Source organism: Streptomyces sp. NPDC026538 (assembly GCF_055567535.1).
The window spans coordinates 1,139,758-1,164,270 of record NZ_JBVHQG010000001.1 but is presented as its reverse complement, the minus strand read 5'-3'; the positions used below and the strand labels follow the sequence as shown (position 1 = coordinate 1,164,270).

Annotated in this window: 20 protein-coding genes, 1 tRNA gene and 1 pseudogene; 14 read left to right on the top strand and 8 right to left on the bottom strand. The window is 72.1% G+C overall.

Features of this window, described 5'->3' with window-relative positions:
- Positions 1–3: 3 nt before the first annotated feature.
- Together ACZ4N4_RS05235 and ACZ4N4_RS05230 are read left to right on the top strand one after the other, a co-directional pair.
- The gene (locus ACZ4N4_RS05235) at positions 4–312 is read left to right on the top strand and encodes an acyl carrier protein (RefSeq protein WP_351329174.1); all 309 of its coding nucleotides are present in this window, start codon (positions 4–6) and stop codon (positions 310–312) included.
- 245 nt (positions 313–557) lie between these two features.
- Positions 558–1,247, top strand: a complete 690-nt coding sequence (locus tag ACZ4N4_RS05230) for a GAF and ANTAR domain-containing protein (protein ID WP_453578564.1) — start codon at positions 558–560, stop codon at positions 1,245–1,247.
- A 75-nt stretch (positions 1,248–1,322) separates the two neighbouring features.
- Here the strand turns inward: ACZ4N4_RS05230 and ACZ4N4_RS05225 are convergent, their stop codons facing one another.
- The 3 genes from ACZ4N4_RS05225 to ACZ4N4_RS05215 form a co-directional block, all read right to left on the bottom strand.
- Complete coding sequence (locus tag ACZ4N4_RS05225) at positions 1,323–1,883, bottom strand: hypothetical protein (protein WP_467584562.1); 561 nt, start codon at positions 1,881–1,883, stop codon at positions 1,323–1,325.
- A gap of 84 nt (positions 1,884–1,967) precedes the next feature.
- Complete coding sequence (locus tag ACZ4N4_RS05220) at positions 1,968–2,519, bottom strand: hypothetical protein (RefSeq protein WP_467584560.1); 552 nt, start codon at positions 2,517–2,519, stop codon at positions 1,968–1,970.
- A 481-nt stretch (positions 2,520–3,000) separates the two neighbouring features.
- Positions 3,001–3,076: transfer RNA gene (locus ACZ4N4_RS05215), tRNA-Arg, on the bottom strand.
- A 320-nt stretch (positions 3,077–3,396) separates the two neighbouring features.
- Here ACZ4N4_RS05215 and ACZ4N4_RS05210 point away from each other — a divergent pair.
- From ACZ4N4_RS05210 to ACZ4N4_RS05160, 11 genes and pseudogenes are all read left to right on the top strand, one after another.
- Positions 3,397–5,004 (top strand): dynamin family protein, encoded by a 1,608-nt coding sequence (locus tag ACZ4N4_RS05210; RefSeq protein ID WP_467584557.1) that lies wholly within the window; start codon positions 3,397–3,399, stop codon positions 5,002–5,004.
- 384 nt (positions 5,005–5,388) lie between these two features.
- On the top strand, positions 5,389–7,512 hold the full coding sequence (locus ACZ4N4_RS05205) for a YfjP family GTPase (RefSeq protein WP_467584554.1): 2,124 nt from the start codon (positions 5,389–5,391) through the stop codon (positions 7,510–7,512).
- A 258-nt stretch (positions 7,513–7,770) separates the two neighbouring features.
- Positions 7,771–8,238: a single-stranded DNA-binding protein gene (locus ACZ4N4_RS05200; protein ID WP_467584552.1), complete on the top strand. Its 468-nt coding sequence runs from the start codon at positions 7,771–7,773 to the stop codon at positions 8,236–8,238.
- A gap of 498 nt (positions 8,239–8,736) precedes the next feature.
- Complete coding sequence (locus ACZ4N4_RS05195) at positions 8,737–10,119, top strand: Cys-Gln thioester bond-forming surface protein (RefSeq protein WP_467584549.1); 1,383 nt, start codon at positions 8,737–8,739, stop codon at positions 10,117–10,119.
- Between the two features lie 36 nt (positions 10,120–10,155).
- Complete coding sequence (locus ACZ4N4_RS05190; RefSeq protein WP_467584547.1) at positions 10,156–10,515, top strand: hypothetical protein; 360 nt, start codon at positions 10,156–10,158, stop codon at positions 10,513–10,515.
- A gap of 115 nt (positions 10,516–10,630) precedes the next feature.
- On the top strand, positions 10,631–11,104 hold the full coding sequence (locus ACZ4N4_RS05185; RefSeq protein WP_467584544.1) for a hypothetical protein: 474 nt from the start codon (positions 10,631–10,633) through the stop codon (positions 11,102–11,104).
- 310 nt (positions 11,105–11,414) lie between these two features.
- A complete protein-coding gene (locus ACZ4N4_RS05180; protein ID WP_467584541.1) occupies positions 11,415–11,828 on the top strand; it encodes a hypothetical protein in 414 nt (137 codons plus the stop codon).
- A gap of 124 nt (positions 11,829–11,952) precedes the next feature.
- Positions 11,953–12,583 (top strand): annotated as a pseudogene (locus ACZ4N4_RS05175) (transposase); the annotation flags it as partial.
- A 248-nt stretch (positions 12,584–12,831) separates the two neighbouring features.
- Positions 12,832–14,496, top strand: coding sequence for an energy-dependent translational throttle protein EttA (ettA, locus tag ACZ4N4_RS05170; RefSeq protein ID WP_453575799.1), 1,665 nt, complete (start codon positions 12,832–12,834; stop codon positions 14,494–14,496).
- Between the two features lie 6 nt (positions 14,497–14,502).
- A complete protein-coding gene (locus ACZ4N4_RS05165) occupies positions 14,503–14,913 on the top strand; it encodes an acyl-CoA thioesterase (protein ID WP_450755775.1) in 411 nt (136 codons plus the stop codon).
- Positions 14,910–15,578: a DUF8010 domain-containing protein gene (locus tag ACZ4N4_RS05160; RefSeq protein ID WP_467584537.1), complete on the top strand. Its 669-nt coding sequence runs from the start codon at positions 14,910–14,912 to the stop codon at positions 15,576–15,578. Before ACZ4N4_RS05165 ends, ACZ4N4_RS05160 begins: the two co-directional genes overlap by 4 nt.
- 25 nt (positions 15,579–15,603) lie before the next feature.
- Here the strand turns inward: ACZ4N4_RS05160 and ACZ4N4_RS05155 are convergent, their stop codons facing one another.
- On the bottom strand, positions 15,604–16,008 hold the full coding sequence (locus ACZ4N4_RS05155) for a globin (protein WP_351735218.1): 405 nt from the start codon (positions 16,006–16,008) through the stop codon (positions 15,604–15,606).
- A gap of 79 nt (positions 16,009–16,087) precedes the next feature.
- On the opposite strand from ACZ4N4_RS05155, the gene ACZ4N4_RS05150 reads away from it, so the two are divergent.
- On the top strand, positions 16,088–17,071 hold the full coding sequence (locus ACZ4N4_RS05150; protein ID WP_467584534.1) for a methyltransferase domain-containing protein: 984 nt from the start codon (positions 16,088–16,090) through the stop codon (positions 17,069–17,071).
- Between the two features lie 181 nt (positions 17,072–17,252).
- Here the strand turns inward: ACZ4N4_RS05150 and ACZ4N4_RS05145 are convergent, their stop codons facing one another.
- From ACZ4N4_RS05145 to ACZ4N4_RS05130, 4 genes are all read right to left on the bottom strand, one after another.
- Complete coding sequence (locus tag ACZ4N4_RS05145) at positions 17,253–19,013, bottom strand: FHA domain-containing protein (RefSeq protein ID WP_467584530.1); 1,761 nt, start codon at positions 19,011–19,013, stop codon at positions 17,253–17,255.
- A gap of 84 nt (positions 19,014–19,097) precedes the next feature.
- A complete protein-coding gene (locus tag ACZ4N4_RS05140) occupies positions 19,098–20,438 on the bottom strand; it encodes a vWA domain-containing protein (protein WP_467584528.1) in 1,341 nt (446 codons plus the stop codon).
- Between the two features lie 139 nt (positions 20,439–20,577).
- Positions 20,578–21,951, bottom strand: coding sequence for a PP2C family serine/threonine-protein phosphatase (locus tag ACZ4N4_RS05135; RefSeq protein WP_467584525.1), 1,374 nt, complete (start codon positions 21,949–21,951; stop codon positions 20,578–20,580).
- Positions 21,952–21,954: 3 nt separating this feature from the next.
- On the bottom strand, positions 21,955–24,507 hold the full coding sequence (locus ACZ4N4_RS05130) for a serine/threonine-protein kinase (RefSeq protein ID WP_467585335.1): 2,553 nt from the start codon (positions 24,505–24,507) through the stop codon (positions 21,955–21,957).
- Between the last annotated feature and the right edge of the window lie 6 nt (positions 24,508–24,513).

Here is a 24,513-nt window from a genome sequence, read left to right as displayed (position 1 = left end):
ACCGTGTCAGGCACACCGACCACCGCGCTCGACCTGGGCGCCCTGCGCGAGACTCCCGGCGACGACCGCCGGCGCGCGTTCGAGACCTTCCTCTGCCGGAATCTGGCCCAGCACCTGGACATCCCCCCGGCCCACCGCATCGCCCGCAACCGCCCCCTCTACACCCAGGGCATCGACTCCCTCACGGCCCTGACCCTCCAGCGCACCCTGGAGTCGGCCCTGAACATCCCGGTGCCCGCCCACCACCTGCTGCGCGAGCAGTCGGTGGGCGAACTGGCCGCGACCCTGAGCGACTTGGTCGACCGGACCTGAGCCTCCCCGGTGGCCGCCACCAGGCTCCTGTGCCGTTGAGCGCGAGATGTCCGGCATCTCGGCCCATCGGCCCGGGAGCGGCCTCCGGCGGCTTATGCAGACTTTCACAGACTTTTACAGATTTTCGCCGACTTCTGACAACGATGTCATCCTTTGTCGTCCGTCGGTTCCTCCGAGCCCGGCGTCCGCCGCGTGACATGCTGAGAGCGGGACGGGCCGGGAGGCAGCGAGAGGCGGCGGACGCGATGGACTGGGCGCGGTTCGCGCAGCGGCTGGCGTCGTTGGCGCGGGACCTGCTGGCGCAGGAGTCGGTCGACGCCACCCTGGCCCGGATCACCGATTCGGCCACGGAGCTGGTGGAGGGCTGCGACGCGGCCGGCATCCTGGTGCTGCGCGGCAAGGAGGTGCGGACACTCGCCCCCACGGAGCAGCTGGTCGTCGACAGCGACCGGCTCCAGGAGCGGCTCGGCGAGGGCCCGTGCTTCGACGTCGCCCACGCCGGGAACGGGGAGCGGGTGTACCGCATCCGGGACTTCACCCAGGAGCAGCCCAGCTGGCCGGAATTCGCCCCCAGGGCCCACCGGCTGGGCGTCGGCAGCATGATGGGCTTCCTGCTCTACACCGAGGACGAGGAACTCGGCGCGCTGAACGTCTACTCCCGCCGGCCCGGCGCCTTCACCGAGGCCAGTGAACTGGCCGGCTGGCTGCTGGCCTCCCATGCGGCGGTCGCCTTCTCCAGCGCCCGCACCCAGGCCCAGCTGGAACAGGCCGTCGCCACCCGTCACGTGATCGGCGAGGCCATGGGCATCCTGATGGGCTGCCACCACCTCTCCGAGGAACAGGCCTTCGACGTGCTGCGCCGCTACTCGCAGGAGAACAACATCAAGCTCCGCGAGGTCGCCCGCCGGGTCTGCGAACAGGGCCCGCTGTCCTGACCGACGGCGCGGGGCGGGGGCTGTCCGGGGCGTCGACGTTCCTCGTCCTCAATTGATCCGAACCGGGAACAGTCCCTAGTGCCAGCAGGTGGCTTCGTTGTCGTCGTTGTTCCCGTCCCGCGTGGTGCCGATCGACACCTCGTAGGCGATTCCGCCGCCCGCCTCGGGCCGGGGTGAGTATGCCTCGACGCGGGTGTCGACGTTGAGCAGCAGGTGCCGGCCCTTCTCGGTCCGGGTCCAGCACGCCCCCTCCACAGCGACGGGCGCCGCGTCGGGGCTCGGGTCGTGCTCGAACTGCCAGCCGGCCGCCTTCGCCTCCTCGGAGTAGTGCTTCATGACCTCCTCGATGGTGCCGGGATAGGCGTACAGCCGGTCGGCGTGCAGCCAGGGCTGTCCGCTGCTGTCGTCGTCGCAGCCGCTGGTTATGCCCACGTCGCGATAGTTGGAGGGTGCCGTGGCGCGTGCGGGCGCCGCGTCGAGCAGCGGCTGCGCGGCCAGTCGCCTGAGCTCGTCCTTCGTGCCGTCGCAGGTCTCCCCGCCGATGACGGAACACGCGCCGAGGAAGAAGGCGGTCGGCAGCAGAAGTGCGGCCGCGAGTCCGAGGCGGGTGGCCGCGGACGGGGATGCGGGGGACAAGGTGATCCTCGATGAATGGGGGGTGCGTCCGGGCGCGGTCCCCGAACGGAGGGGAGACCGCCGCCCGGCTTGCCGACGGTCAGATCATCGTGTTGCGGCGGCTGTCACCACAAGTAGTGGTGGGTGTAGAGCCAGTTGCCGACGTTGTAGAGGTTCGTCCGTGTCGTAGTGGTTGACCTTGGCGGCGGTCTGCGTCCAGGTGCCCGAGGAGTTGCTCTCGGTCGTCCAGGACCGCAGGCGCAGGGTCGCGTCCAGGTTCCAGGTCTGGCGCTTCGTGCCGACGGTCTGCTGCTGGATCAGATCGTCGGCGTAGTAGGCGAGCGTCACCCCCGGTCTGCTGGTGGTGCGGCCGAATGCGTCGTACACGTAGCCGGTGTTCACCAGACGGTCGGCGGTGTCGTAGCTGTACGACGTGGTGGTCGCGCCGCTCGTCGTGCAGTCGGCGCCCACCGCGCCGGTCGCCGTCGCCAGGGTCTTGCGGTCGCTGTTCTTGTCGTAGGTGTAGGAACGGGTCGTGCAGAACGCGTCGGTGGTGCTGTCCTGGACCTGGGTGAGACGGCCCGCCGCGTCATAGGTGTACGCCTGGGACGCGGTGACACCGGGTGTGCCGGTGTGCGTGGCCCGCTGGCCGTGCACGGTGAGCGTGACGCTGTCGGAGACCAGGACCGTGCCGTCGGAGGTACGGGTGTAGACCCGGCTGACCGGCGCTCCCTATCGGCGGTCTGGGTCATGGTGTAACCGCCGGGCATGGTCTGGCTGATGACACCGCCGTCGGCGTCGTAGCGTGCCGAGAACGTGCCCGCCACGGAGTCGGAGACCGAGGTGGCGAGGCCCCGAGGGTCGACAGTGGTGTCGTAGGTGTAGGTGGTCGTGGACGGGACGCTGTCCGTCACCGAGACGGTGTGGGCCCCGCCAGGGTGGGGGCCCCACCGCTTTGGCGTGGCCTTCTCAGCGGGAGAACGGGGGACGCATGGGGGACAGACTCCCGTAGTGAGCCGGATTTACCCGGCACCAGCCGGACTCGGACGCTTGAGACCGCGTGGCCGGGCTCACTGGAAGATGCACTCGAAAGCCACCCTTACCTGCGAAAACGCAGGTAAGGGTGCCGTCTCGGGCATGGCGCCCCCGGCAGGACTCGAACCTGCGGCCAAGCGCTTAGAAGGCGCCTGCTCTATCCACTGAGCTACGGGGGCCGGCTGTGCTGACCTCGTACGTACTGCCCCGGTCGGGCCGGTCCGTGACGTTTCCGGGGACAAGGATAGAACTCCCCGGTCCTCGTCCCGGTTGCTTCGCCTCCGTGGCTCAATGTGGAGGTTCGGTGAAGCGGTCCTGATAATCGCAGGCAGGTACGAATCGTGCATCGCTTTTGGCGCCTGACGCACCGGGTGTTGTGCACTCGTTATGCCTGGACTGTGCCTCCGTCCCAGTCGTCCCTTCCGCCCGTTGTGTTCTGTCGGCGCGCAGACATGTCTATATGCTTCAGAATTCCCCTAAAATTGGGCATTCTTCGCATGTGGTGACCTTGGACGTACGGCCTCAGCTGCTCGACACACTCTCCGCTCTGCGCGACCGTGTCGCCGCCGCACGCTTTCCGTTGCCCCTGGCCGGGGCCGCACGCGCGTGTGCCAATCGCGACGAACTGCTCGCCCAGCTCGACGACTATCTGGTGCCCCGGCTCAAAGAACCCGAAGCGCCGCTTCTGGCCGTCGTGGGCGGATCGACCGGTGCCGGCAAGTCGACCCTCGTCAATTCTCTGGTGGGCCGCCGGGTGAGCGAGGCGGGCGTGCTGCGGCCGACCACCCGCACACCGGTCCTGGTCTGCCATCCGGAAGACCATCACTGGTTCAGCGGCATGCGCGTGCTGCCCGACCTCACGCGCCTGTGGGTACCGCACCAGGAATCCGGCGACGACCCCCTCCTCCCCGGCGAGAACCCCCCGCGCGCGCTCCGCGTCGAGACCGTCGACAGCCTCCCGCGCGGTCTCGCCCTCCTCGACGCCCCCGACATCGACTCCCTGGTCGTGGACAACCGTGTCCTCGCCGCCGAACTCATCTGCGCCGCCGACATCTGGGTGATGGTCACCACGGCCGCGCGCTACGCCGACGCCGTCCCCTGGCATCTGCTGCGCACCGCCAAGGAGTACGACGCCACTCTGGTGACCGTCCTCGACCGGGTCCCGCACACGGTCGTCTCCGAGGTCTCCCGGCAGTACGGCGCCCTCCTCACCAAGGCCGGGCTCGGCGAGGTACCCCGGTTCACGGTGCCCGAGCTGCCCGAGTCCGCGTGGGGCGGCGGACTGCTCCCGGCCACCGCCGTCGCCCCGCTGCGCGCCTGGCTCCTGCAGCAGGCCCAGGACCCCGGCGCCCGCCGGCACACCCTGGCCCGCACCGCCCACGGCGTCCTCGACTCCCTCAAGGCCCGGATGCCCGAGCTGGCCGCCGCGGCCGCCGCCCAGTACGCCGCGGCCCTGCGCCTGACCTCCGCCGTCGAGACCGCCTACGACAGCGAGCACGCGCGCGTGCGCGGCCGGTTGCAGAACGGCGCCGTCCTCGCCGGCGACGCCCTCAAGCGCTGGCGCGCCTTTCCCGTCGACTGCAGCCCCGGCGAACTCCTGGACGCCCTGGTGGAGAGCCTTGCCGCGCTGCTGCTGTGCGCCGTCACCGCCGCCGACGAACGCGTCGACGACTCCTGGCGCCGCGAACCCGCCTCCGCCGCCTCGGGACTCACCGACCGCGATCCCTCCCTGGAGAGCGCCGAGCACCGCATCGGCATCGCCGTCCGGCGCTGGCGGCGCGAGCTGGAGGAGTACGCCGACGACGAGGTGCGCGAGCTCGACCGCAGCGTCGCGCCGGACTCCGAGGCGGTCGCCGCCCTGGTGGCCACCGCGCTGCTCGGGGGGCGCCGCACCCGGGTGGCGGGGGAGCGGCTCGCCGAACGCATCGGCGCCCACGGCGCGCTGCGGCTGCGCGACCGGGCGGGACGGCTGCTCGGGGAGCACGTGGACCGCGTCATGCACATCGAACGCGAACGCCGGCTCGCCCCGTTGGACGCCCTGGACGTCCACCCCGAACCCCAGGCCGAACTCATCGCCGCCCTGTCCGTCCTCCAGAAGGAGAGGTGACCGGTGACCGCCGTCACTGACCACGACCACACGGATCACATGGAACGCATGGATCACACAGGTGACCGCCCGAGTGACCCCATCGGTGACCCCATCGGTGAGTACACGGGTGACTTCGAGAGCGGCCCGAGCGCGACGGACCCCGCGCCGGACGCGGGTCGGGAGCCGAGACGGCAGCCGGGACGAGAGACGGGTCGGCAGGCGGGACGGGCGCCGGAAGGAGAGGCGCGTTGGCAGCCCGGACGGGACCCGGGACGAGAGGAGGGTCGGGAGTCCGGCCGGGAGCCGGGGCGAGAGCCTCGACGGGAGTCCGGGCGGGACCCTGGACGGGAGTCCGAGCCGGAGCCGGTCCGCGACCCCGGGCCGGACCCGATGAAGGCCTCGGTGACGGCCTCGGTGAAGGCCTCTGAGAAGGACACCGCGAAGGGCACCGTGATGGAGTCGGTCAGGGATTCGGAGAGGGACCCGGGGAAGGGCCTGGGGAGGGACTCGGCGGGGGGCTCGGGGAAGGACCCCGGGCCGGGCCCGAGGGACGCCACCGCGAAGGACTCCGTACCGGACGGGTCCGAGGACCGGCGGGACGGGGCCGGAGTGGAGCCCGCGTACCCGGCCGAGGGCGCCGCGGACACCGAGACCGTGCCGCACGCGCGCGTACGGGGGCAGCGTGAGCCAGGCGATCAGCGTGAGAAGCGTGAGTCGGGCGATCGGCGCGAGACTCGTGAGTCAGACGATCAGCGCGAGACTCGTGAGCCGGGCGCTCAGCGTGAGCAGCGTGAGTCGGGCGACGACGCCCCGGCCGCCGCCGCCGACGACGACGTCTGGGACGACGGCCTCATCGCCCGCCGGGTCACCGAGTCCGCCAAACCGACCGCCCCCGTCCCAGAGACCCGGGGCCCGGGCGCCCCGCCCCCCGCCCCGCTGGCCTACGACGGCCAGCTGCGCTCCCGCCTCGACGCGCTGCGCGAACTCGTCGGCCAGTCCCGCACCCGGCTCGACAGCCAGACCCTCTCCGAGGCCGGCCGGGTCCTGGACGAGGCCGCCGCCCGGCGCCGGCTCTCCGGCCAGCACACCGTGGTCGCCATCGCCGGCGCCACCGGAAGCGGCAAGTCACAGCTGTTCAACGCGCTCGCCGGAGTCGCCATCTCCGAGACCGGCGTACGGCGCCCCACCACCGCCGCGCCCATCGCGTGCAGCTGGAGCGACGGCAGCGCGGCCCTCATCGACCGGCTCGGCATCCCGGGCCGGCTGCGCCGCCGCCCCGTGCACAACCCGGAGGCGGACGCGCAGCTGCGCGGGCTGATCCTGATCGACCTGCCCGACCACGACTCGGCCGTGGTCCAGCACCGCGAACACGTCGACCGGATCCTGAAGCTGGTGGACGCGGTGATCTGGGTCGTCGACCCCGAGAAGTACGCCGACGCGGTGCTCCACGAGCGTTATCTGCGACCCCTGTCCGGTCACGCGGAGGTCATGTTCATCGTCCTCAACCAGACCGACCGGCTCCCCGGCGAGGCCGCCGACCTGGTCCTCGACGATCTGCGCCGGGTGCTCGACGAGGACGGGGTCGCGCTCGGCGAGTACGGCGAACCGGGCGCCACGGTGCTCGCGCTGTCCGCGCTCACCGGGGACGGCGTCGGTGAACTGCGCGAGAGCCTCGGCCAGTTCGTCTCCGAGCGGGGCGCGGCGGCCCGCCGGGTCGCCGCCGACGTGGACGCCGCCGCGGCCCGGCTGCGGCCCGTGTACGCCACCGGGCGCCGCGCCGGGCTCAGCGAGGAGGCGCGCGACGACTTCGCCGCGCGGCTGGCCGACGCGGTGGGTGCCACCGCCGCCGGCGAGGCCGCCGAACGCGCCTGGCTGCGCAATGCCAACCGGGCCTGCGGCACCCCCTGGCTGCGGCTGTGGCGCTGGTACCAGGGGCGCGGCGAGCCGCCCACGGGGCGTCTGCAGCAGGCCCAGCCGGAGGAGGAGGCCACCGCGCGGCAGCGTGTCGAGCAGGCGGTGCGCACGGTCTCCGACCGGGCCTCGGCCGGACTGCCCGCGCCCTGGGCGCAGGCGGTGCGGGAGGCGGCCGTACGCGGCTCGCAGGGCCTGTCGGAGGCCCTCGACGACCTGGCCGCACAGGCAGGGCTGCCACCGGGGCGGCCGCCCCGGCCGGGCTGGTGGCCGGTGGCGGTGCTCGCCCAGGCCGCCATGACGCTCCTCCAGGTGGTCGGCGGGCTGTGGCTGGTCGGGCAGATCGCCGGGGTGGTGGCGCCCAACCTGGGCGTGCCGGTGCTCCTGATGGTCGCCGGGATCGTCGGCGGCCCGCTGGTCGAATGGGGCTGCCGGATGGCGGCCCGGGGACCGGCCCGGCGGTACGGCCTGGAGGCGGAACGCCGACTGCGGGAGGCGGCGGCCGGATGCGGCCGGGCCCGGGTGCTGGACCCGGTGGCGGCGGAACTGCTGCGCTACCGGGAGGTACGGGAGCAGTACGGCAGGGTGACGCGGACGGGGGCCGGCGTGGTGTGACGCCGGCGGGGTGGGGCGACGTGCCGCCGCCGGGGCGGGGTGAGGCCCGTCGGGGGGCCCGGATCACTCGTCCGGGTGCTGGGTTTTTCCACAGGCCGGCGGTGGTCCACAGCGCTCGGCGGGTCCGGTCCGGCGGCGGCAGTCTGGTCCCGCGGCGATCGCCACGAGGGCGGCCGCCGCGATGGACACAGCCGTACGGGACGGGCCCGTACGCGGATCCGGCCCGGCCCCGACGGCCGGGTGAGGGAGGGGTTCGTGATGAACGAGACGTTGGTCTGCGCGGTCGGCAACGTGGCGACGCAGCCGGTCTACCGGGAGCTGGCGGCGGGACCGTCGGCGCGGTTCCGGCTGGCGGTGACCTCGCGCTACTGGGACCGCGAGAAGAGCACCTGGACGGACGGCCACACCAACTTCTTCACGGTGTGGGCCAACCGGCAGCTCGCCACCAACGCGGCGGCCTCGCTGTCCGTAGGCGACCCGGTCGTCGTGCAGGGGCGGCTGAAGGTGCGCACCGAGACCCGGGAGGGCCAGCAGTGGACCTCCGCCGACATCGACGCGGTGGCGATCGGCCACGACCTCGCCCGCGGTACGGCGGCCTTCCGGCGGGCCGGGAAGCCGGAGTCGGTGGCACCGGCACCGCCTCGCCCGGAACCGAACTGGGAGACACCGGCGGAGTCCCCCGACACCCCCGCACAACAGCAACCGGAACCGATGGCGGTGACGTGACCGGAACCGGTGGCGGTGGCGGTGGCGGTGGCGGTGACGTGACGTGACCGGAACCGCTGGCTGTGGCGGTGACATGAACCGGAACCGCTGGCCGTGACGTGAACCGGAACCGCCGACGGTGCCGTGAAGTCGCCCCGCGCACCACGTCGTTCGTCACGGACTGCCGGAACTACGGCCCGTTGAACGCCCCTTGACGGTCTATCGGCGAATGCGCTCCGAAGTGGCCGCCGTGACGGTCAGGTGGATTTGTCGACAAGGGCTGCTTGTTCGGGGCTCCGCGATAACGATTACGGATCGGATCGCTCATCCGACCATCTCACCGGGAATGGGCGGTCCGGCTGATCCATAGGATGCCGGGCGTGGCCCCTGGGGTCGCTGATTCTGCTGGTGGGACCACCCCCCGCGTTCAAGGGGTCCTGCTCGAAGGGGAATTCTGTGCTCGCTGCGTTCTCTGGTCCCTCGGCGCCCGGCGCGTCCGCCAGGCACTCCGGTACGCCCGTGTCCGCGAGAGGCGTGTCCCGCCTCGCCGCCGCGGCACTGGCGGCCGGGCTGGCGGCAGCCGCCGTGCTGACCGGCGCCGGCCGGGCCGCGGCCGACGACGGGACCGGCCAGAGTCAGAGCGGGGCGACGGCGACGATAGGCGGCCTGAAGACCTACGGCGAGGCCGTCGTGCACGGCGACAGCGGCGACGAGCAGGTGGCCGCGGGCCTGTTCGAGATGTCCGTGGACGGCGGCGGCATGCTCCAGACGTACTGCGTCGACCTCCACAACCCCACCCAGCGGGACGCCAAGTACCACGAGACGGCCTGGAGCGGCACCTCGCTGGGCGCCAACAGGAACGCCGGCAAGATCCGCTGGATCCTGCAGAACTCCTACCCGCAGGTCAACGATCTCGCCGCGCTCGCCCGCGAGGCCGGCGCCGGCACCCTCACCGAGCAGGACGCGGCGGCCGGCACCCAGGTGGCGATCTGGCGCTACTCCGACGGCGCGGACGTCGACGCCGTCGACCCGCAGGCCGAGAAGCTCGCCGACTACCTGGAGAAGAGCGCCCGCGGCCAGTCGGAACCGCAGGCCTCGCTGACCCTGGACCCGCCCGCGGTCTCCGGCCGGCCGGGCGGCCTGCTGGGCCCGGTCAAGGTCCACACCAACGCGCGCACCGTCACCGTGATCCCGCCCGCCGACGCGGCCCTGACCGGCGTACGGATCACCGACAAGAGCGGACAGCCGGTCACCGCGGCGCAGAACGGCAGCGAGCTGTACTTCAAGGTCCCCGACGACGCCACGGACGCGTCCGCCGAACTCACCGTCCAGGCGTCGACCACCGTCCCGGTCGGCCGCGCCTTCACCTCCGAGAGCCGCAGCCAGACGCAGATCCTGGCCGGCTCCAGCGAGTCCACGGTGGCCGCGAGCGCGAACGCGACCTGGGCCGAGCAGGGCGCGATACCGGCACTGTCGGCCGAGAAGAACTGCGCCGCGGGCGGCGTGGACATCACCGCGGCCAACACCGGCGACCAGCCGTTCACCTTCGAGCTGATGGGCACCGAGCACACCATCCCCGCGAACACCTCGCGGACGGTGACCATCCCGCTCCAGGAGGACCAGGTCTACGACTTCACGATCACCGGCGCCAACAGCCTCGAACGGCGCTTCACCGGCGTCTTCGACTGCAGGACCCAGGCCGTGGAGAGCGGGCTCACCACCCAGACCCTCAGCGAGCCCAGCCCCGCGTCGGTCGGTGGCGCCGCCTCCGACGTCAACCTCGCCGCCACCGGTGGCGACTCGGCGACCGGCGTGATCACGGGCGTCGCCATCGGCCTGGTGGTGATCGGCGGCGCGGTCCTGGTGATCCTCCGCCGCCGCGAGAACCCGACGGGCGACTGACCCCCGCGGAGGGGCCCCGCAGGGCAGTATGACCCCATGACCAAGTCACCCCGCGCCACCTCCTCCGACTCGGTGCTGTCGCTGTGGTCGCAGGACTCGGTCCTCTCGATCGGCTCGGTGGGATCCGTCCTGTCCATCGGGTCGGTCGGCTCGGCCCTGTCCGTCGGCTCGATCGGCAGCGCCCTCTCGGCCGGCTCGATCGGCTCGGCGCTGTCCGTTGTCTCGGCAGGCTCGTGGCTGAGCACAGGATCCCTCCTGTCGGCCCAGTCCCGCTGGGCGGTCCTCTCCTGGCGTTCCTCCCACGCCCTCCGCGCGGCCGGAGTCGTGGGCACGGCGGCGGCAACCGCCCTCCTGCTCCACCGAACACTCCAGAAGCCTTCCCCCGGCCTCCGCTGACGCGGTCCAAACGGGCCGACCGCAGCGGCTTGCCCTGATCGACGGCGCCGGCAGCGCGGCGGATGCCGGATCGTCACTGTCCGCATCCGCTGACTACTCTGTGTATGGTCTCCTCATGGGCGCTTCCAGTGCCGTCCGCCGCCTCCTGCTCGCCACCGGCTTTCTGGTGCTTGTGCAGGCGGGGGTCGGCTTGGTCATCAATCTCTACGGCCTCTTTCCGGTTCACCATCGGGGATCTCCGGCGGAGCCCCATCGCATCAGGACCTACGAGAGCTTCACCTGGGCGGTCGGGCACGGCTCCCTCGCCCTCGCCGTGCACACGGCGCTCGGCCTCACGCTCGTCCTGCTGTCGATCGTCACGGCAGCGCGCGCCGTGCTGCTCCGCCGCCGCGCGGTCGCGTTCTGGACCGTGCTCGGGGCGCTCCTGGTCATCGGCGCCGCGGCCTTCGGCGGGAGCTTTCTCGCCAACGGCAAGACCCTCAACTCACTGCTGATGGCCCTGTTCGCCCTGAGCGCCGAGCTGTGCTTCCACCTCGCCGTCGACCTCCTGCCTTCCGCCCGACACGGAGTCGTGGCCACCCTCCGCTGAGGTACGCCGCATCATCAGCAACGCGGCACGCCCGGTAGCGCCCCTGCACAGCTGTGCGAGCGCCGGCGGCACGTTCTCGTTGTGGCGCGTCGTGGTGCGCGGGGTCGTCGTGGTGGCTCTCGTCGTTGCAGGTCCACTGACTGCCCGACTCGCCAGAAGCTTACGGGGCCGTGATCACTCGCCTCATGGCAGTTCCAGCCCAAAGTCTCGGAGCCAACCATCTCGCCATCGTCGCCCTCGGATCGCGGGTGTCGATTCCAGAGACGGAACTCGATTGCAGTTCCTCCCATGACTCCGGCGATACTCAGCCATGAGCAGATTCGCCGAGGTCATCGTGTTGGCCAGCAGCGCCGAAGAGGTCATGGAACCGCTGACGCAGCCGGATCCCACCCGAAAGTGGCATGGCCAATTCGCAAATATCGGGCATGGCATGTTCGGTGGCTGGGCCATTGAGTTCACACGACGGAGCAACTGGGTCGGACTCCTGGAACACCTGGAGTCTCAGCCTTGGCCGTCCCCGCACTCCGTGCAGGTGCTGATCCACGACGAGGAAGATGACTGCTTTGGCTTGTGGATGATGCACGACGGCCGACTTGTGGAGGTGCCGCTGCCGCGCACCAGTCGCTACTTCTGGCCAAACCACTACACGGGCGAAGTCGATCCAGACTGTCCCGGAATCCTCATGCGCACGGACAAGTCCGGTGGCTTGCCCGAAGGAGACTAACGGGAGCAATGCTCAGGACTTGCTGATCGGTTCCGGGAGGGCATGCGGACCGCGTGTCTTCCCGAATGATCCGTATGGTTTCCGAGTAGGCCCGCGTTCCAGCGCGGGTCGGGAAGGCGCGCCCGTGCTCAGCGTAGTCACCGACGACGGCTCCACTCAGTCCGGCTCCCTGATCGACGAGATCGTCCGGGAGGGGGCTCGCCGGATGCCGGCCGCCGCGCTGGAGGCGGAAGTCAACCAGTACACAGCCGAGTTGACTGCCGAGACCGACGAGCACGGGCACCGTGAACGACCGACGCGTCGACGGCGCCACCGGCGAGCGTAAGCGGTTCTCCTCCAAGATCCTCGCGCCGTGGTGCCGCAAGTCACCGAAGATCTCCGAGGTGCTGCCGCTGCTCTACCTGCACGGCCTGTCGTCCGGGGACTTCGTCCCCGCCCTGGAGCAGTTCCTCGGCGGCACCGCAGGCCTGTCGCCCGCCACCGTCACCCGGCTGACCAAGCAGTGGAGCGACGACCACGCCGCCTTCCAGGCCCGTGACCTGTCCGACCGCGACTACGTCTACGTCTGGGCCGACGGCGTGCACCCCAAGGTCCGACTCGTGCAGGCCCACTCGTGCGTGCTGGTCCTGCTCGGCGTGCGGCTGGACGGCGCCAAAGAGCTCATCGCCCTGGCCGAGGGCCTGCGGGAGTCCACTGAGTCGTGGGCTGACCTGCTGCGCGACTGCCGCCGACGTGGCATGCGCCCCCCCTTCCTCCGTGCCGACCGCATCAGTGAGCTCTCTGTCGAGTGATCACCTCTGGGCCGTCCCTGGGTCGTCCGAGGTTCCCCGAGGCCACTCGACAGCGACCGGCAGTGACAGACAGGCCACCGCTGCCACCGCCACCACCAGCGAACCCCCAGGTCACAGCCCCCGGACCAAACGGGTTAACACCCAAGGCTGGACGTCAGGCAAGATGGGGTGTATCTGCCCACTGCCAGATTCAAGCTGCCGGACGGTTTCTCTTGGCTGAGTTCATTTACACCATGCGCAAGGCGCGCAAAGCGCACGGCGACAAGGTGATCCTCGACGACGTCACCCTGAGCTTCCTGCCGGGGGCGAAGATCGGCGTCGTCGGTCCGAACGGCGCCGGTAAGTCGACCGTGCTGAAGATCATGGCGGGTCTGGAGCAGCCGTCCAACGGCGACGCCTTCATCTCGCCCGGTTACAGCGTCGGCATCCTCATGCAGGAGCCCACGCTCAGCGAGGACAAGACCGTCCTGGAGAACGTCCAGGAGGGTGTCGCCGAGATCAAGGGCAAGCTCGACCGGTTCAACGAGATCGCCGAGCTGATGGCGACCGACTACTCGGACGCGCTGCTCGACGAGATGGGCAAGCTCCAGGAGGAGCTGGACCACGCCAACGCCTGGGACCTCGACGCCCAGCTGGAGCAGGCCATGGACGCGCTCGGGTGCCCGCCCGGCGACTGGCCCGTCACCACCCTCTCCGGTGGCGAGCGGCGCCGCGTGGCGCTGTGCAAGCTGCTGCTGGAGGCCCCCGACCTGCTGCTCCTCGACGAGCCCACCAACCACCTCGACGCCGAGTCGGTGAACTGGCTGGAGCAGCACCTCGCCAAGTACGCGGGAACCGTGGTCGCGATCACCCACGACCGGTACTTCCTGGACAACGTCGCCGAGTGGATTCTCGAGCTCGACCGCGGCCGCGCCTACCCGTACGAGGGCAACTACTCCACCTACCTGGAGACCAAGGCCACCCGTCTCAAGGTCGAGGGTCAGAAGGACGCCAAGCGGCAGAAGCGCCTCAAGGAGGAGCTGGAGTGGGTGCGCTCCAACGCCAAGGGGCGGCAGGCCAAGTCGAAGGCCCGTCTCGCGCGGTACGAGGAGATGGCCGCCGAGGCCGACAAGATGCGGAAGCTGGACTTCGAGGAGATCCAGATCCCGCCGGGCCCGCGCCTGGGCAGCGTGGTCGTGGAGGTCGACAAGCTCAACAAGGCCTTCGGTGAGAAGGTCCTGGTCGACGGGCTGAGCTTCACACTGCCGCGCAACGGCATCGTCGGCGTGATCGGCCCGAACGGCGCCGGCAAGACCACCCTCTTCAAGATGATCCAGGGCCTGGAGACGCCGGACGGCGGTGACATCAAGGTCGGCGAGACCGTCAAGATCTCCTACGTCGACCAGGGCCGCTCCAACCTCGACCCGAAGAAGACGCTGTGGGAGGTCGTGTCCGACGGGCTCGACTACATCAACGTCGGCCAGGTCGAGATGCCGAGCCGGGCGTACGTGTCCGCGTTCGGGTTCAAGGGCCCGGACCAGCAGAAGCCGACCGGTGTCCTCTCCGGTGGTGAGCGCAACCGTCTCAACCTCGCGCTCACCCTGAAGCAGGGCGGCAACCTGCTGCTCCTCGACGAGCCGACCAACGACCTCGACGTGGAGACCCTCAGCAGCCTGGAGAACGCCCTGCTGGAGTTCCCGGGATGCGCCGTGGTCGTCTCCCACGACCGCTGGTTCCTGGACCGGGTCGCCACCCACATCCTCGCCTACGAGGGCGAGTCCAAGTGGTTCTGGTTCGAGGGCAACTTCGAGTCGTACGAGAAGAACAAGATCGAGCGGCTCGGACCGGACGCCGCCCGTCCGCACCGCGCCACCTACAAGAAGCTGACCCGGGGCTGATCCGACTTGCGTCATCACTACCGCTGCCCCCTGCGCTGGTCCGACATGGACGCCTACGGCCATGTCAACAACGCGGTCTTCATCCGCTACCTGGAGGAAGCCCGCATCGACTTCCTGTTCCGGCCGGAAAAGGATTTCAAGCAGGGGTCGGTGGTGGCCCGCCACGAGATCGACTACAAACGGCAGCTCGTCCACCGGCACCACCCGGTGGACATCGAGCTGTGGATCACCGAGATCCGGGCCGCGTCCTTCACCATCACCTACGAGGTGAAGGACGACGACCTGGTCTACGTACGGGCCTCCACGGTGGTCGTGCCCTTCGACTTCGAGACGGGCCGGCCGCGCCGGATCACCGCCGACGAACGGGACTTCCTGGAGGAGTACCGGGACGACAAGGAGGAGGCCGTCGCCGCATGACGGTGCTCCACCTCGCGGACGACGGGGAGGCGGCGTATCTCGCGGCCTTCCTCTCCCGGCTGCTCCACTACGACCGTTCGGCCGCGGTACGCCTCCAGGCGGCCGGCACCGCGCTGGCCGTCTTCGGGCGGCCGCCGTCCTTCGAGGTACTGGCGATCCGCGCGGTGCGGCTCGCCAAGCCGTACGAGCGGGGTCTCGACGTCACGCTCGATGTGACCGTCTCCGCGGGGGAGTTGCTGGAGTCGGTGGACGAGCAGGCCGCCACGGCCGGAGTGCCGGGGGCGGTCACCGGGCCGCCGTGGGCGGGCGTGCTGCCGCCACGCGGTGGCTGGCTGCCCGAGCCGGGACTGCCCGCGCCGCGGGCGCTGCAGGCCACGGTGGCGGCCGCGGTGGGTGAATTCCGGTCCCGTACGGCGGAGTTGGCGCCGGAGGGCCGTACCCGGGCCGAACTCGACCGGATCGGGCGGGACATCTGGTCCCGGACCGTGGGCGGCACCGGCCTTCCGGTACGGGCCGTGCACGCGGCCCAGTCGCTGCGCTTCCTGCGCCCGGCCGACGAGGCCGTACTGCTCTCCGCGGGGGCGTGGCTGCGGCTGCGCACGCCGTTCGGGTCGATCGCCGTACGGCGGGCGGGACTCGGGGCGCTGGACGTCAGCGTCCGCTGAGCCGGCGCCCGCGGCCGGTCGGGGGTCAGTCCGGGGTGTTCACCATCGAGGCGGCCGCGTAGGTGAGGTAGTTCCAGAGGGTCTCCCGGTGCTCCTCGGAGAGGCCCAGCTCGTCCACGGCCACCCGCATGTGCCGCAGCCAGGCGTCGTGCGCCGCCCGGTCCACGGTGAACGGGGCGTGCCGCATCCGCAGCCGGGGGTGACCGCGGTTGTCGCTGTACGTCGTCGGGCCGCCCCAGTACTGGATGAGGAACAGCGTGAGCCGCTCCTCGGCCGGACCCAGGTCCTCCTCCGGGTACATCGGCTTGAGGAGCGGGTCCCCGGCGACGCCCTCGTAGAAACGGTGCACCAGCCGCCGGAAGGTCTCCTCCCCGCCGACCTGCTCGTAGAAGGTCTTCTCCTGAAGCGTGCCGCGCCGAATCTCTCTCACCCCTACATGGTCTCAGACGCGGTGACCGAGGACCCGAGGCTTAGGACCCGGTACGGAGGCGGGGCTCTAGGGTGGACGCATGGGCGCCCACGACGCGGAGATCTCGGACATCGAGGGGCTGGCCGCGGTGGCACGGGCCGAGCTGGTGCGGGAGATCGACGCCGAGGGGGTCTGGGCGGCGGAGCCGGTGTGGCGGGAGGCCTTCCAGGCCGTGCCCCGGCATCTGTTCGTGCCGTACTACTACGTCGCCGGGGCGCGCGGCTATGAGCGCCGGTGGGGCGAGAGCGCCGATCCCGGGGCCCGGGAACGCTGGGTGCGGGGTGCCTACGAGGACGTTCCGCTGGCCACCCGGCTGCGCGACGGCGAGCTGCTGTCCTCCAGCAGCCAGCCCTCGCTGATGGCGCGGATGCTGGTCGAGCTGCGGGTGGCCGACGGCGACCGGGTGCTGGAGATCGGCGCCGGGACCGGGTACAACGCCGCGCTGCTGGCCCATCGGCTCGGCGACGACGATCTCGTCACCACGGTGGATGTCGATCCGGAGATCACCGAGTCGGCGCGGCTGCATCTGGCCGCGGCCGGGCATCGGCCGGCCGTCGTCACCGGTGACGGGGCGCGCGGGGTGCCCGAGCGTGCGCCGTACGACCGGATCATCGCGACCTGCGCGCTGCCGAGTGTGCCGCGGGCGTGGATCACACAGAGCGCGCCGGGCGCACGGATTCTCGCGCCCGTCGCCACCGGGCTGCTGGCGCTGACCGTGTGGGGCGAGGGACGCGCCGAGGGCCGGTTCCTGCCCTCGGCGGCGTTCTTCGTGCCGCTGCGCGGGGTGGAGCGGGCCGGCGCGGGGGATGTGAGCGGGGTGCCGTCCCGGGCCCTCGAGGACGAGCTGTTCCAGTTCATGATGGAGCTGACCCAGGGGGTGCTCAGCCCTCGGGAGGCCCACGAGGTGTGGGAACGGGCGGGGATGCCCGGGCGGGAGCGGTACGGGGTCACGGTGGCGGAAGACGGGGAGTGGGTGTGGCTGGACGACCGGGAGGGGCCCTGGGTCTGGCCTCTCCCGGTCTGAGCGCTGTTCTCGGCTGCGGGCCGGTGCGGATTGCGCGCGCCCGCGCGCCCGCGCGGCGGCAGCCGCGGACGGGGGTTACGCGCGCCCGCGCGACGGCAGCCGCGGACGGGGGTTGCGCGCGCCCGCGCGACGGCAGCCGCGGATCGATACCGCCCGGCGCCCCTGACGGGGGCGCCAAGGCTCAGCCCCGTCGAACGGTGATCGTTGTCCAGGCGCCTACGTGCACCCGGTCCCCGTCCTGCAGCGGCACCGGGACGAACGGCTGGATCGGCTCCTCGCCGCCGTTCACCGTCGTGCCGTTCGTCGAGTTCTGGTCGACGACCGCCCAGCTGCCGTCCGGCTGCTGGACCAGGACCGCGTGCTGGTGCGAGACGCCCGGGTCCTCCGGCGGCACCGACAGGTCGATGTCGGGGGTGTCACCGGTGGAGTGCCGACGGCGGCCGATGGTCACCTGGTTGCCGGCGAGCGTGCGCTGCTGCTCGGGGGAGTACGCGGGCAGGTTGAGGCCGGCCGCCTCCGGGCCCGAGCGCTGCATCATCGCCATGAAGTAGTCGCGGTCCGGGCCTATCGTCGCCGTCCAGGTCGCCGGGCCCTGGGGGGCCTGCGGGAAGCCGGGACCGGCCGGGGCACCGGGCTGCGGGTAACCGTAGCCACCGGGAGGGGCGCCCTGGGCGGGGGCGGGGGGCGCGCCGGGGCCGGCCGCCGGCGGGGAGATCACCCAGTCGTCGTCGGCGCCGCCGAAGGACGGGCCGCCGGCCGGGGGCCTGCCGGTCTCCTGCGGGAAGCCGGGCGGCGCGGGCGGAGCCGACTGCTGGAAGGCCCCGGGAGCGCCACCGCCGGGCGGCGGCGGAACCGGCGGCCGGGACGGGTCCCCGCCACCGAAGGGACCGGCGGCCGGGCCACCGGAGGGGTCGCGGGTGAACGGCCCGGAGGCCGGGCCGGCGCCGGGGGCGCTGCCGAAGGCGGACGGGCCGCCGGAGTTCTGGCCCGGAGCAGTACCGAACGACGGGGGCGGAGCCGAGGGACCACGCTCACCACCGAAGGCGGGCGGGCCGGACTGGCCACGCGGGGGTCCGGACTGGCCGCGCTCACCACCGAAGGGCGGCGGCCCGGACTGCCCCCGCTCGCCGCCGAACCCGGAAGGCCCGGACTGGCCGCGTTCGCCGCCGAAGGCGGGCGGGCCGGAAGGGTTCCGGTCGTTGCCGAAGGCCGGGGGAGCGGGCGGGGCGGCGGGGTCGCGGTCGCCGCCGAACGCGGGCGGGCCGGAAGGGTTCCGGTCGTTGCCGAAGGCCGGGGGAGCGGGCGGGGCGGCGGGGTCGCGGTCGCCGCCGAACGCGGGGGGCCCGGACTGGCCGCGGTCGTTGCCGAAGGCGGGCGGTCCGGACTGGCCGCGGTCGCCGCCGAAGGCCGGAGGGGCCGGCGGACCCGACGGGCCGCCGCCGCGCTCGTTCGCGAACGGAGTCGGGCCCGAGGGCTCGCTGCCGAAGGAGGGGATCGGCTCGGCCGGACGATTCATCTGGGAGGGACGCGAGCCCTGGTACTCGTACGAGTCGGTGTTCCCGCCGTACGACGGCGGGGTGGGCGGCCGGAAGGTCGGCGCGGCCGGGCCGCCGCCCGCGGGCGGGCGCGGGGCGGCCGGGGTGTACGAGGTGGCCGTGTTGGTCAGGAAGTTCCAGCGGCACTCCTCGCAGAACGGCGCACCGCCCTCCCGGGGCGTACGGCACTGCGGGCACAGCTCCGGCTCGTGGGCGTTCGGCACGGCCGACAGATGCCGGCCACCGGCGGGACCGCCGGCCGGGGCGCCGGGCGCGGGCGGCGGGAAACCGTAGCCGCCGGCGGTCGGCGGGGGCGGAGGCGGGGGCACGGCACCGGCCATGCGGTGACCGCACACCTCGCACCAGTCGTCGGAACCCGACTGGTGTCCGTTCGGGCAGGTCGGCATGTCGGTGGTTCCCTCTCTGTCAGGTTCGTCCTGAGCCTGTCTGGGTGTCCTGCGTGTGCCGCCGGGTCACCGTGTGCTGCCAGGTCACTTCTTTACACGAACAGTCTTTGTGGACCGTGTTTCGAGAGTCATCTCGTCGGCCTCCGCAACCTTCGCTTTCAATCGCACAGTACCTGTCGCGGCGTCGACCACGTCCACCACCTTCGCAAGCAGTTTCGCAGTATCCGCGTTCCCGGAGGCGCTGGCGAGCTGAACGGCCCGGCCCAGTTTGGCTGTTGCTCCATCCATATCGCCCGCTTTGCGGAGATCGAGCCCTTGTTGGATGGCTTGTGCCAGTTCGGCCTGCCCGGTGTAGTGGGCGACTTGGGGGTTGATGGAGGTCGAGGCGACCATGTCGTCCGTCCACACCGCCCTGACCAGTCCCTGCGCGCCCAGGTTCTGGACGCTGCCGTCGGACTGCGGGACCACCAACGACACCCGGGCGGCGAGCATCTCCTGGCCGAGACCGGCCGTGGGGACCTCCACGCAGACGTGGTAGTCCCGGGACTCGTCGCCCCAGGAGCCGGTCGGATAGTCCCCGGCGCGCGGCCCGGCCTCGGTGCGGCGGCCGGTCAAGTCCTCGACCGTGGGCGCCACTTGCTTGACGAACTTGATGGTCGTGCCGACCGGGGTCCACAGCCGCAGCGCGACGTCCGCGACCTCCTTGCCCATCGCCGTCTCCATCATCTGCGTGAAGTCGGCGGCCAGACCCGCGGGGTCGGCGACGATGTCGGCGGTGCCGAGGAGCGAGGAGGCTATCCCTGTGACTTCTTTCACTTCCCAGTCGGTGCCCACGCCGCGGGCGTCACAGGTGAACCGTCCGGCGCAGGAGTCCAGGGCGGCCCTGAGGTCCTCCGGCGACTCGTGCTCGTTGCGGCCGTCGGTGAGCAGGATGCCGTGCCGGATCGCGACGTCCGCCGAGGACAGCAGCCGGTCGGCCAGCCGCAGCCAGGTCCCGATCGCCGTACCGCCGCCCGCGCTCAGTCTGCGCAGCGCCTGCTTGGCCTGGTCCCGGGTGGTGCGGTCGGCCACCGCGAGCCGGCCGCCGCCCGGGTAGACCTCCTTGGCGACGTGCGTACCGCCGATCACGGCGAAGTGGGTGCCGTCGCGCAGGGTGTCGATCGCGGCCGCCGTGGCGTCCCGGGCGTTGCGCATCTTGGTCGGCGGGTAGTCCATCGAGCCCGAGCAGTCGACCATGATCGCCACCCCGGCGGCCGGCGCCTGCCCGGGCGCGTACGACGTCCCGGCCACGCTCCCGACGGTGCCGCCGCCGGTCGACGTCACCGTGACGATCGCGTTGACCTCGCGGCCGCCGTCCGGCAGGTACTCGTTCTGGTAGACGTCCACCGAGAACTGCGGCACGTTCGACTTCGAGAAATTGGCCATGACTGCTCTGGTCCCCCTCCACCCCACGCGTGGTGGGTGCTGACGGTGTGCGGACCGGTCCCCTCCGGTCCGCCGGTGTTTCCCTGTGCTGCCCCGTGCCCCGCTCCTGACCCTCCGTTTACGGCCGTTTTGCGCGGCCTCAGGCGGATCCTGCCCCCTGCGGCGGCGCCGGGAACGGGAGCAGCGCCACTGTTACGTTGTCGTGGCCCCCGCCGTCCAGGGCGTGGCCGAGCAGGACCCGGGCCGCGTGCAGCGGCCGCAGGGCCGCGTCGGCGGGAACGACCTCGCACATCTCCTCGGCCGACTCCGCGTAGTTCCACAGGCCGTCCGTGCACACCACCACCACACCAGGCCGGTCCGGCTTGAAGGAAGCGGTGTGCGGCTCCAGTTCGTACGCGTCCGCGCCGAGCCAGCCGGTGATCGCGTGGGCCCGTTCGTCGGCGTACGCCTCGGCCTCGCTCATCAGCCCCGCGGCCACCATCTGTGCCGCCCAGGAGTCGTCCTCGGTGAGGCGGGCCGGCGGTGCGCCGCGGTCCACCGGCACCCAGTAGGCGCGGCTGTCGCCGACCCAGCCGACCACCAGCAGGCCCGCGGTGACGATCGAGGCGACGAGCGTGCACGCCGGGGCGTTCTGGTGCGGGCTGTGCTCGCGGGCCGTCGGCGGCTCCTCGGCGAGGGCGTTGACGGCCTGGGAGGCGACGACGATCGCCTCGTGCATCGCCGCTTGCGGATGCGTGCCCTGCGGCAGCGCGGCCAGCAGCGCCTCGCTCGCGGCCCGGGAGGCGGCCAGCGAGGCCTCGTCGGGGCGGGTCGCCGAGGAGACGCCGTCGCAGACCACCGCGAGCAGCGCCGGGGTGCCGTCCGGCAGCGCGGTGCGGCCGACGGTGAACGCGTCCTCGTTGCGGTGGTGGCGCAGCCCGCGGTCGCTGACGGCGGCCACCGGGCCCACCTCCTGCTCCATGTGGTCGCGCTCGCGCGGCTGGGCGTGCCCGCAGTTCTCGCAGTAGCCGTCGTCGTCGACCCGGCCCGCCCGGCAGGCCACGCACACCTTCGGCAGCTCCGTGGTCTCGGCGCTCCCGGTCGTCTCGGTGTTCTCCGCGGCGGAGGCGGCCAACCGCGGGTCCGGCGCCTGCAGCGCGTAGTCGTCGTCGGGCTCCGGCGGCCGGTCGAACCGCACCCCGGAGGCCGGCGACACCGGCGAACCGTGCGGCGGCGAACCCGGCGAGCCCGGCGAACCGTGCGGCGGCGAACCCGGCAGCGGCTTGCCGCCCGAGTCCGTGCCGGGCAGGTCCGTCGGCAGATGCGGGGCCGACGGTGGCCCGGAGCTGTCCGGCTCGGGCGGTGGCCAGGCCACGCCGGAGGCGCCCATGGTGAGGGTCGGGTGGTCCTGCGGCGCGGCGGGCACGGCCGACAGGTCGTACCCGCACGCACCGCAGAACAGGTCACCCGATTCGAGCGGCTCCGCGCAGCTCGGGCACTTCGCCGGTGCGGCCTGCTGGGGCATCTGCGACATCAACTACACCCACGTCCGGGGGCGGTAACGGTTGGCCCGTTCCACCAGGTCGATCCTCTCCTCACCGCCGGTCGCCAGTCTGGCCAGCGTGCGGTACGAGCGCTCCAGGCCGAAACGGAGGCCCCGCTCGTCCAGACCGCTGCCGAGCAGCACCCGGCCGCCGACGACGGGCTGGGAGTCCTGGCCTCCGGAGAGTATCCAGTCCAGCGCGCAGCCGAGGACTTCCGCCGACAACTGCTCGCGCCGTGCCGGATCCAGACCGTACGCGTCCAGCGCCTCGATCTGCCCGGCGGCGGCCGTCAGATCGTCCAGGAACGGCGTGTCGTCGGGCGTCCCGGTCCGGTGCCGCAGCCGCGCCCGTACGGCCGCCACCCGGGCCGCCGTGTAGTGGATCGACGCCTCCGGCACCGATTCCAGAGTACGCACCGCACCGCGCCGGTCCCCGGCCGCCAGTTGCACCCGGGCCAGACCGAAGGCGGAGCTGACGAAGCTCGGGTCGGTCGCCCACACCAGCCGGTAGTACTCGGCCGCGTTGTCCAGCTGGCCGAGCACCTCCGCGCACAGGCCGAGCGCCAGCTTGGGCGTGGTCTCGCCCGGGAAGGCGTCGTAGATCGCGTCGAAGGACAGCGCCGCACCCTCGAAGTCCCCGGTGACCAGGGCGGTCACGCCCCGGTACCAGACCACCCGCCAGTCGTCGGGCTGCTCGTCCTCCAGCTCGCCGAGGGTCACCAGCGCGGCCTCGAAGTCGCCGTTCTCCAGCCGGGCGCGGATCTGGCGCAGCCGGGTCTCGACCGTCTGCGTCGGTGCCGAGGCCAGGGCGCTGAGCAGGCTGACCTCGCCCGCCCCCGAGGTCGTGAGCCCCGCCAGGAATCCGGCGTTCGGGTCGTTCGGGTCGACCATCGGGACCGGCAGGGCGAGCGCGGCTGCCGGGGTGGGAACGGGCCGCACCAAGGCGGGGGAGACCGGGGCCGCCGCGCCGGCCTGGGCGCCCGCCGGGCGGCCGTCGCCGGCCGGGGCTCCGGCCGCTCCCGTTGGTTCGAGGGCGAGCGTTCTGGAGGCCACCGCCCGCGCCCCCAGCCGGGACACGTCCCCGGCCAGCTTCGGGAACAGCTCCGTGTCCGTGACCTTCACCTCGGGCCCGAACAGCGTCGACAGGGCGGGCCGGGCCCTGCCGGTCTGCACCGAAACGACCTCGCGCAGCACCCCTGTCAGCTGCTCGGTCATCTCCTGCGCGGAGGCGAACCGGCGAGCCGGGTCGGGATCGGTGGCCCGGACCAGCAGCCGGTAGAAGGACTCGTACTGCCGGAACACCTCGATGTTGTCCGGGTCGGGCAGCGAGTCCACGAAGACGGTCGTGTAGCCCTGGAAGTCGAAGGTGAGGACCGCGAGGGTGCGGCCGACCGTGTACAGGTCGGAGGCGACCGACGGGCCGACCTCGGCGACCTCCGGGGCCTGGTAGCCGACCGTGCCGTAGATCGCCGACTCGTCGTCGTCCATGCGGCGCACCGCGCCCATGTCGATCAGCTTGAGCTGGTCCTCGGTCTGGATGGCGTTGTCGACCTTGAAGTCGCAGTAGAGGAGGTTGCGGCTGTGCAGGTGGCCGAGGGCCTCCAGCGCCTCGATGCCGTACGCGCAGGCCTGCTCCACCGGCAGCGGGTCGCGGCGGCCCTCCGGGGTACGCCGGTCGTTGGCGATCTCCTTGAGGGACTTGCCGCCGACGTACTCCATGACGATGTAGCCGTCGAGCGAGCCGGTGCGCTGGTCCAGATGCTCCACGAAGTTGTAGATCCGCACGATGTTGGCGTGCTCGATCTCCGCGAGGAAGCGCCGCTCGGAGATGGCGGCGGCCATCGCGTCCTGGTCGCCGGTGTCCAGCAGGCCCTTGAGCACCACCCAGCGGTCGGACACCGCGCGGTCCACGGCCAGGTAGATCCAGCCCAGGCCACCGTGCGCGATACAGCCCACGACCTCGTACTGGCCGTGCACGACGTCCCCGGCCTTCAGCTTGGGCACGAACGAGTACGGGTTGCCGCACTTGGTGCAGAACCCCTCGGTCCGGCCCGGCCGGTCCCCGCGGGCCCGCCCGACCGGCGCCCCGCAGTCCGAGCGGGAGCAGAACCGCTTCCGCTCGGGCACCTCCGGGTTCTCGAGGACCATCTCGCGCGGGTCCGGCCTGGGTACCTGCGGGACCGCGACCAGCCCCGCGCCCAGCCGGCTGCGCCCCGACCCGCTCGTCGACGAACCGGAGCTGCGCACCGACACCGAACGGCCCGTCGACTTGCCCGACAGGGACCGTGAGAGCCGCCCGGAGACCGAGCGCCGCGACTTCGACGACTGCGAGGACGTACGCGAACTGCGGCTGCTGGAGCGCGAACTCCCGCCGCTCGACGAGGAACGGCCGCCGGCCGTGATCCCGGTGGGCGGCGAACCGACCAGCCCGCTCGCCGAGACGACCGGGGCCAGACCGCAGGTGTCGCAGTACAGCTCACCGTCGCCGACGTCCTCGTACGTCCCCTCGCAGTCCGGCCGCTGGCACGTCTGTCCCGCCTGACTCATCGCCGC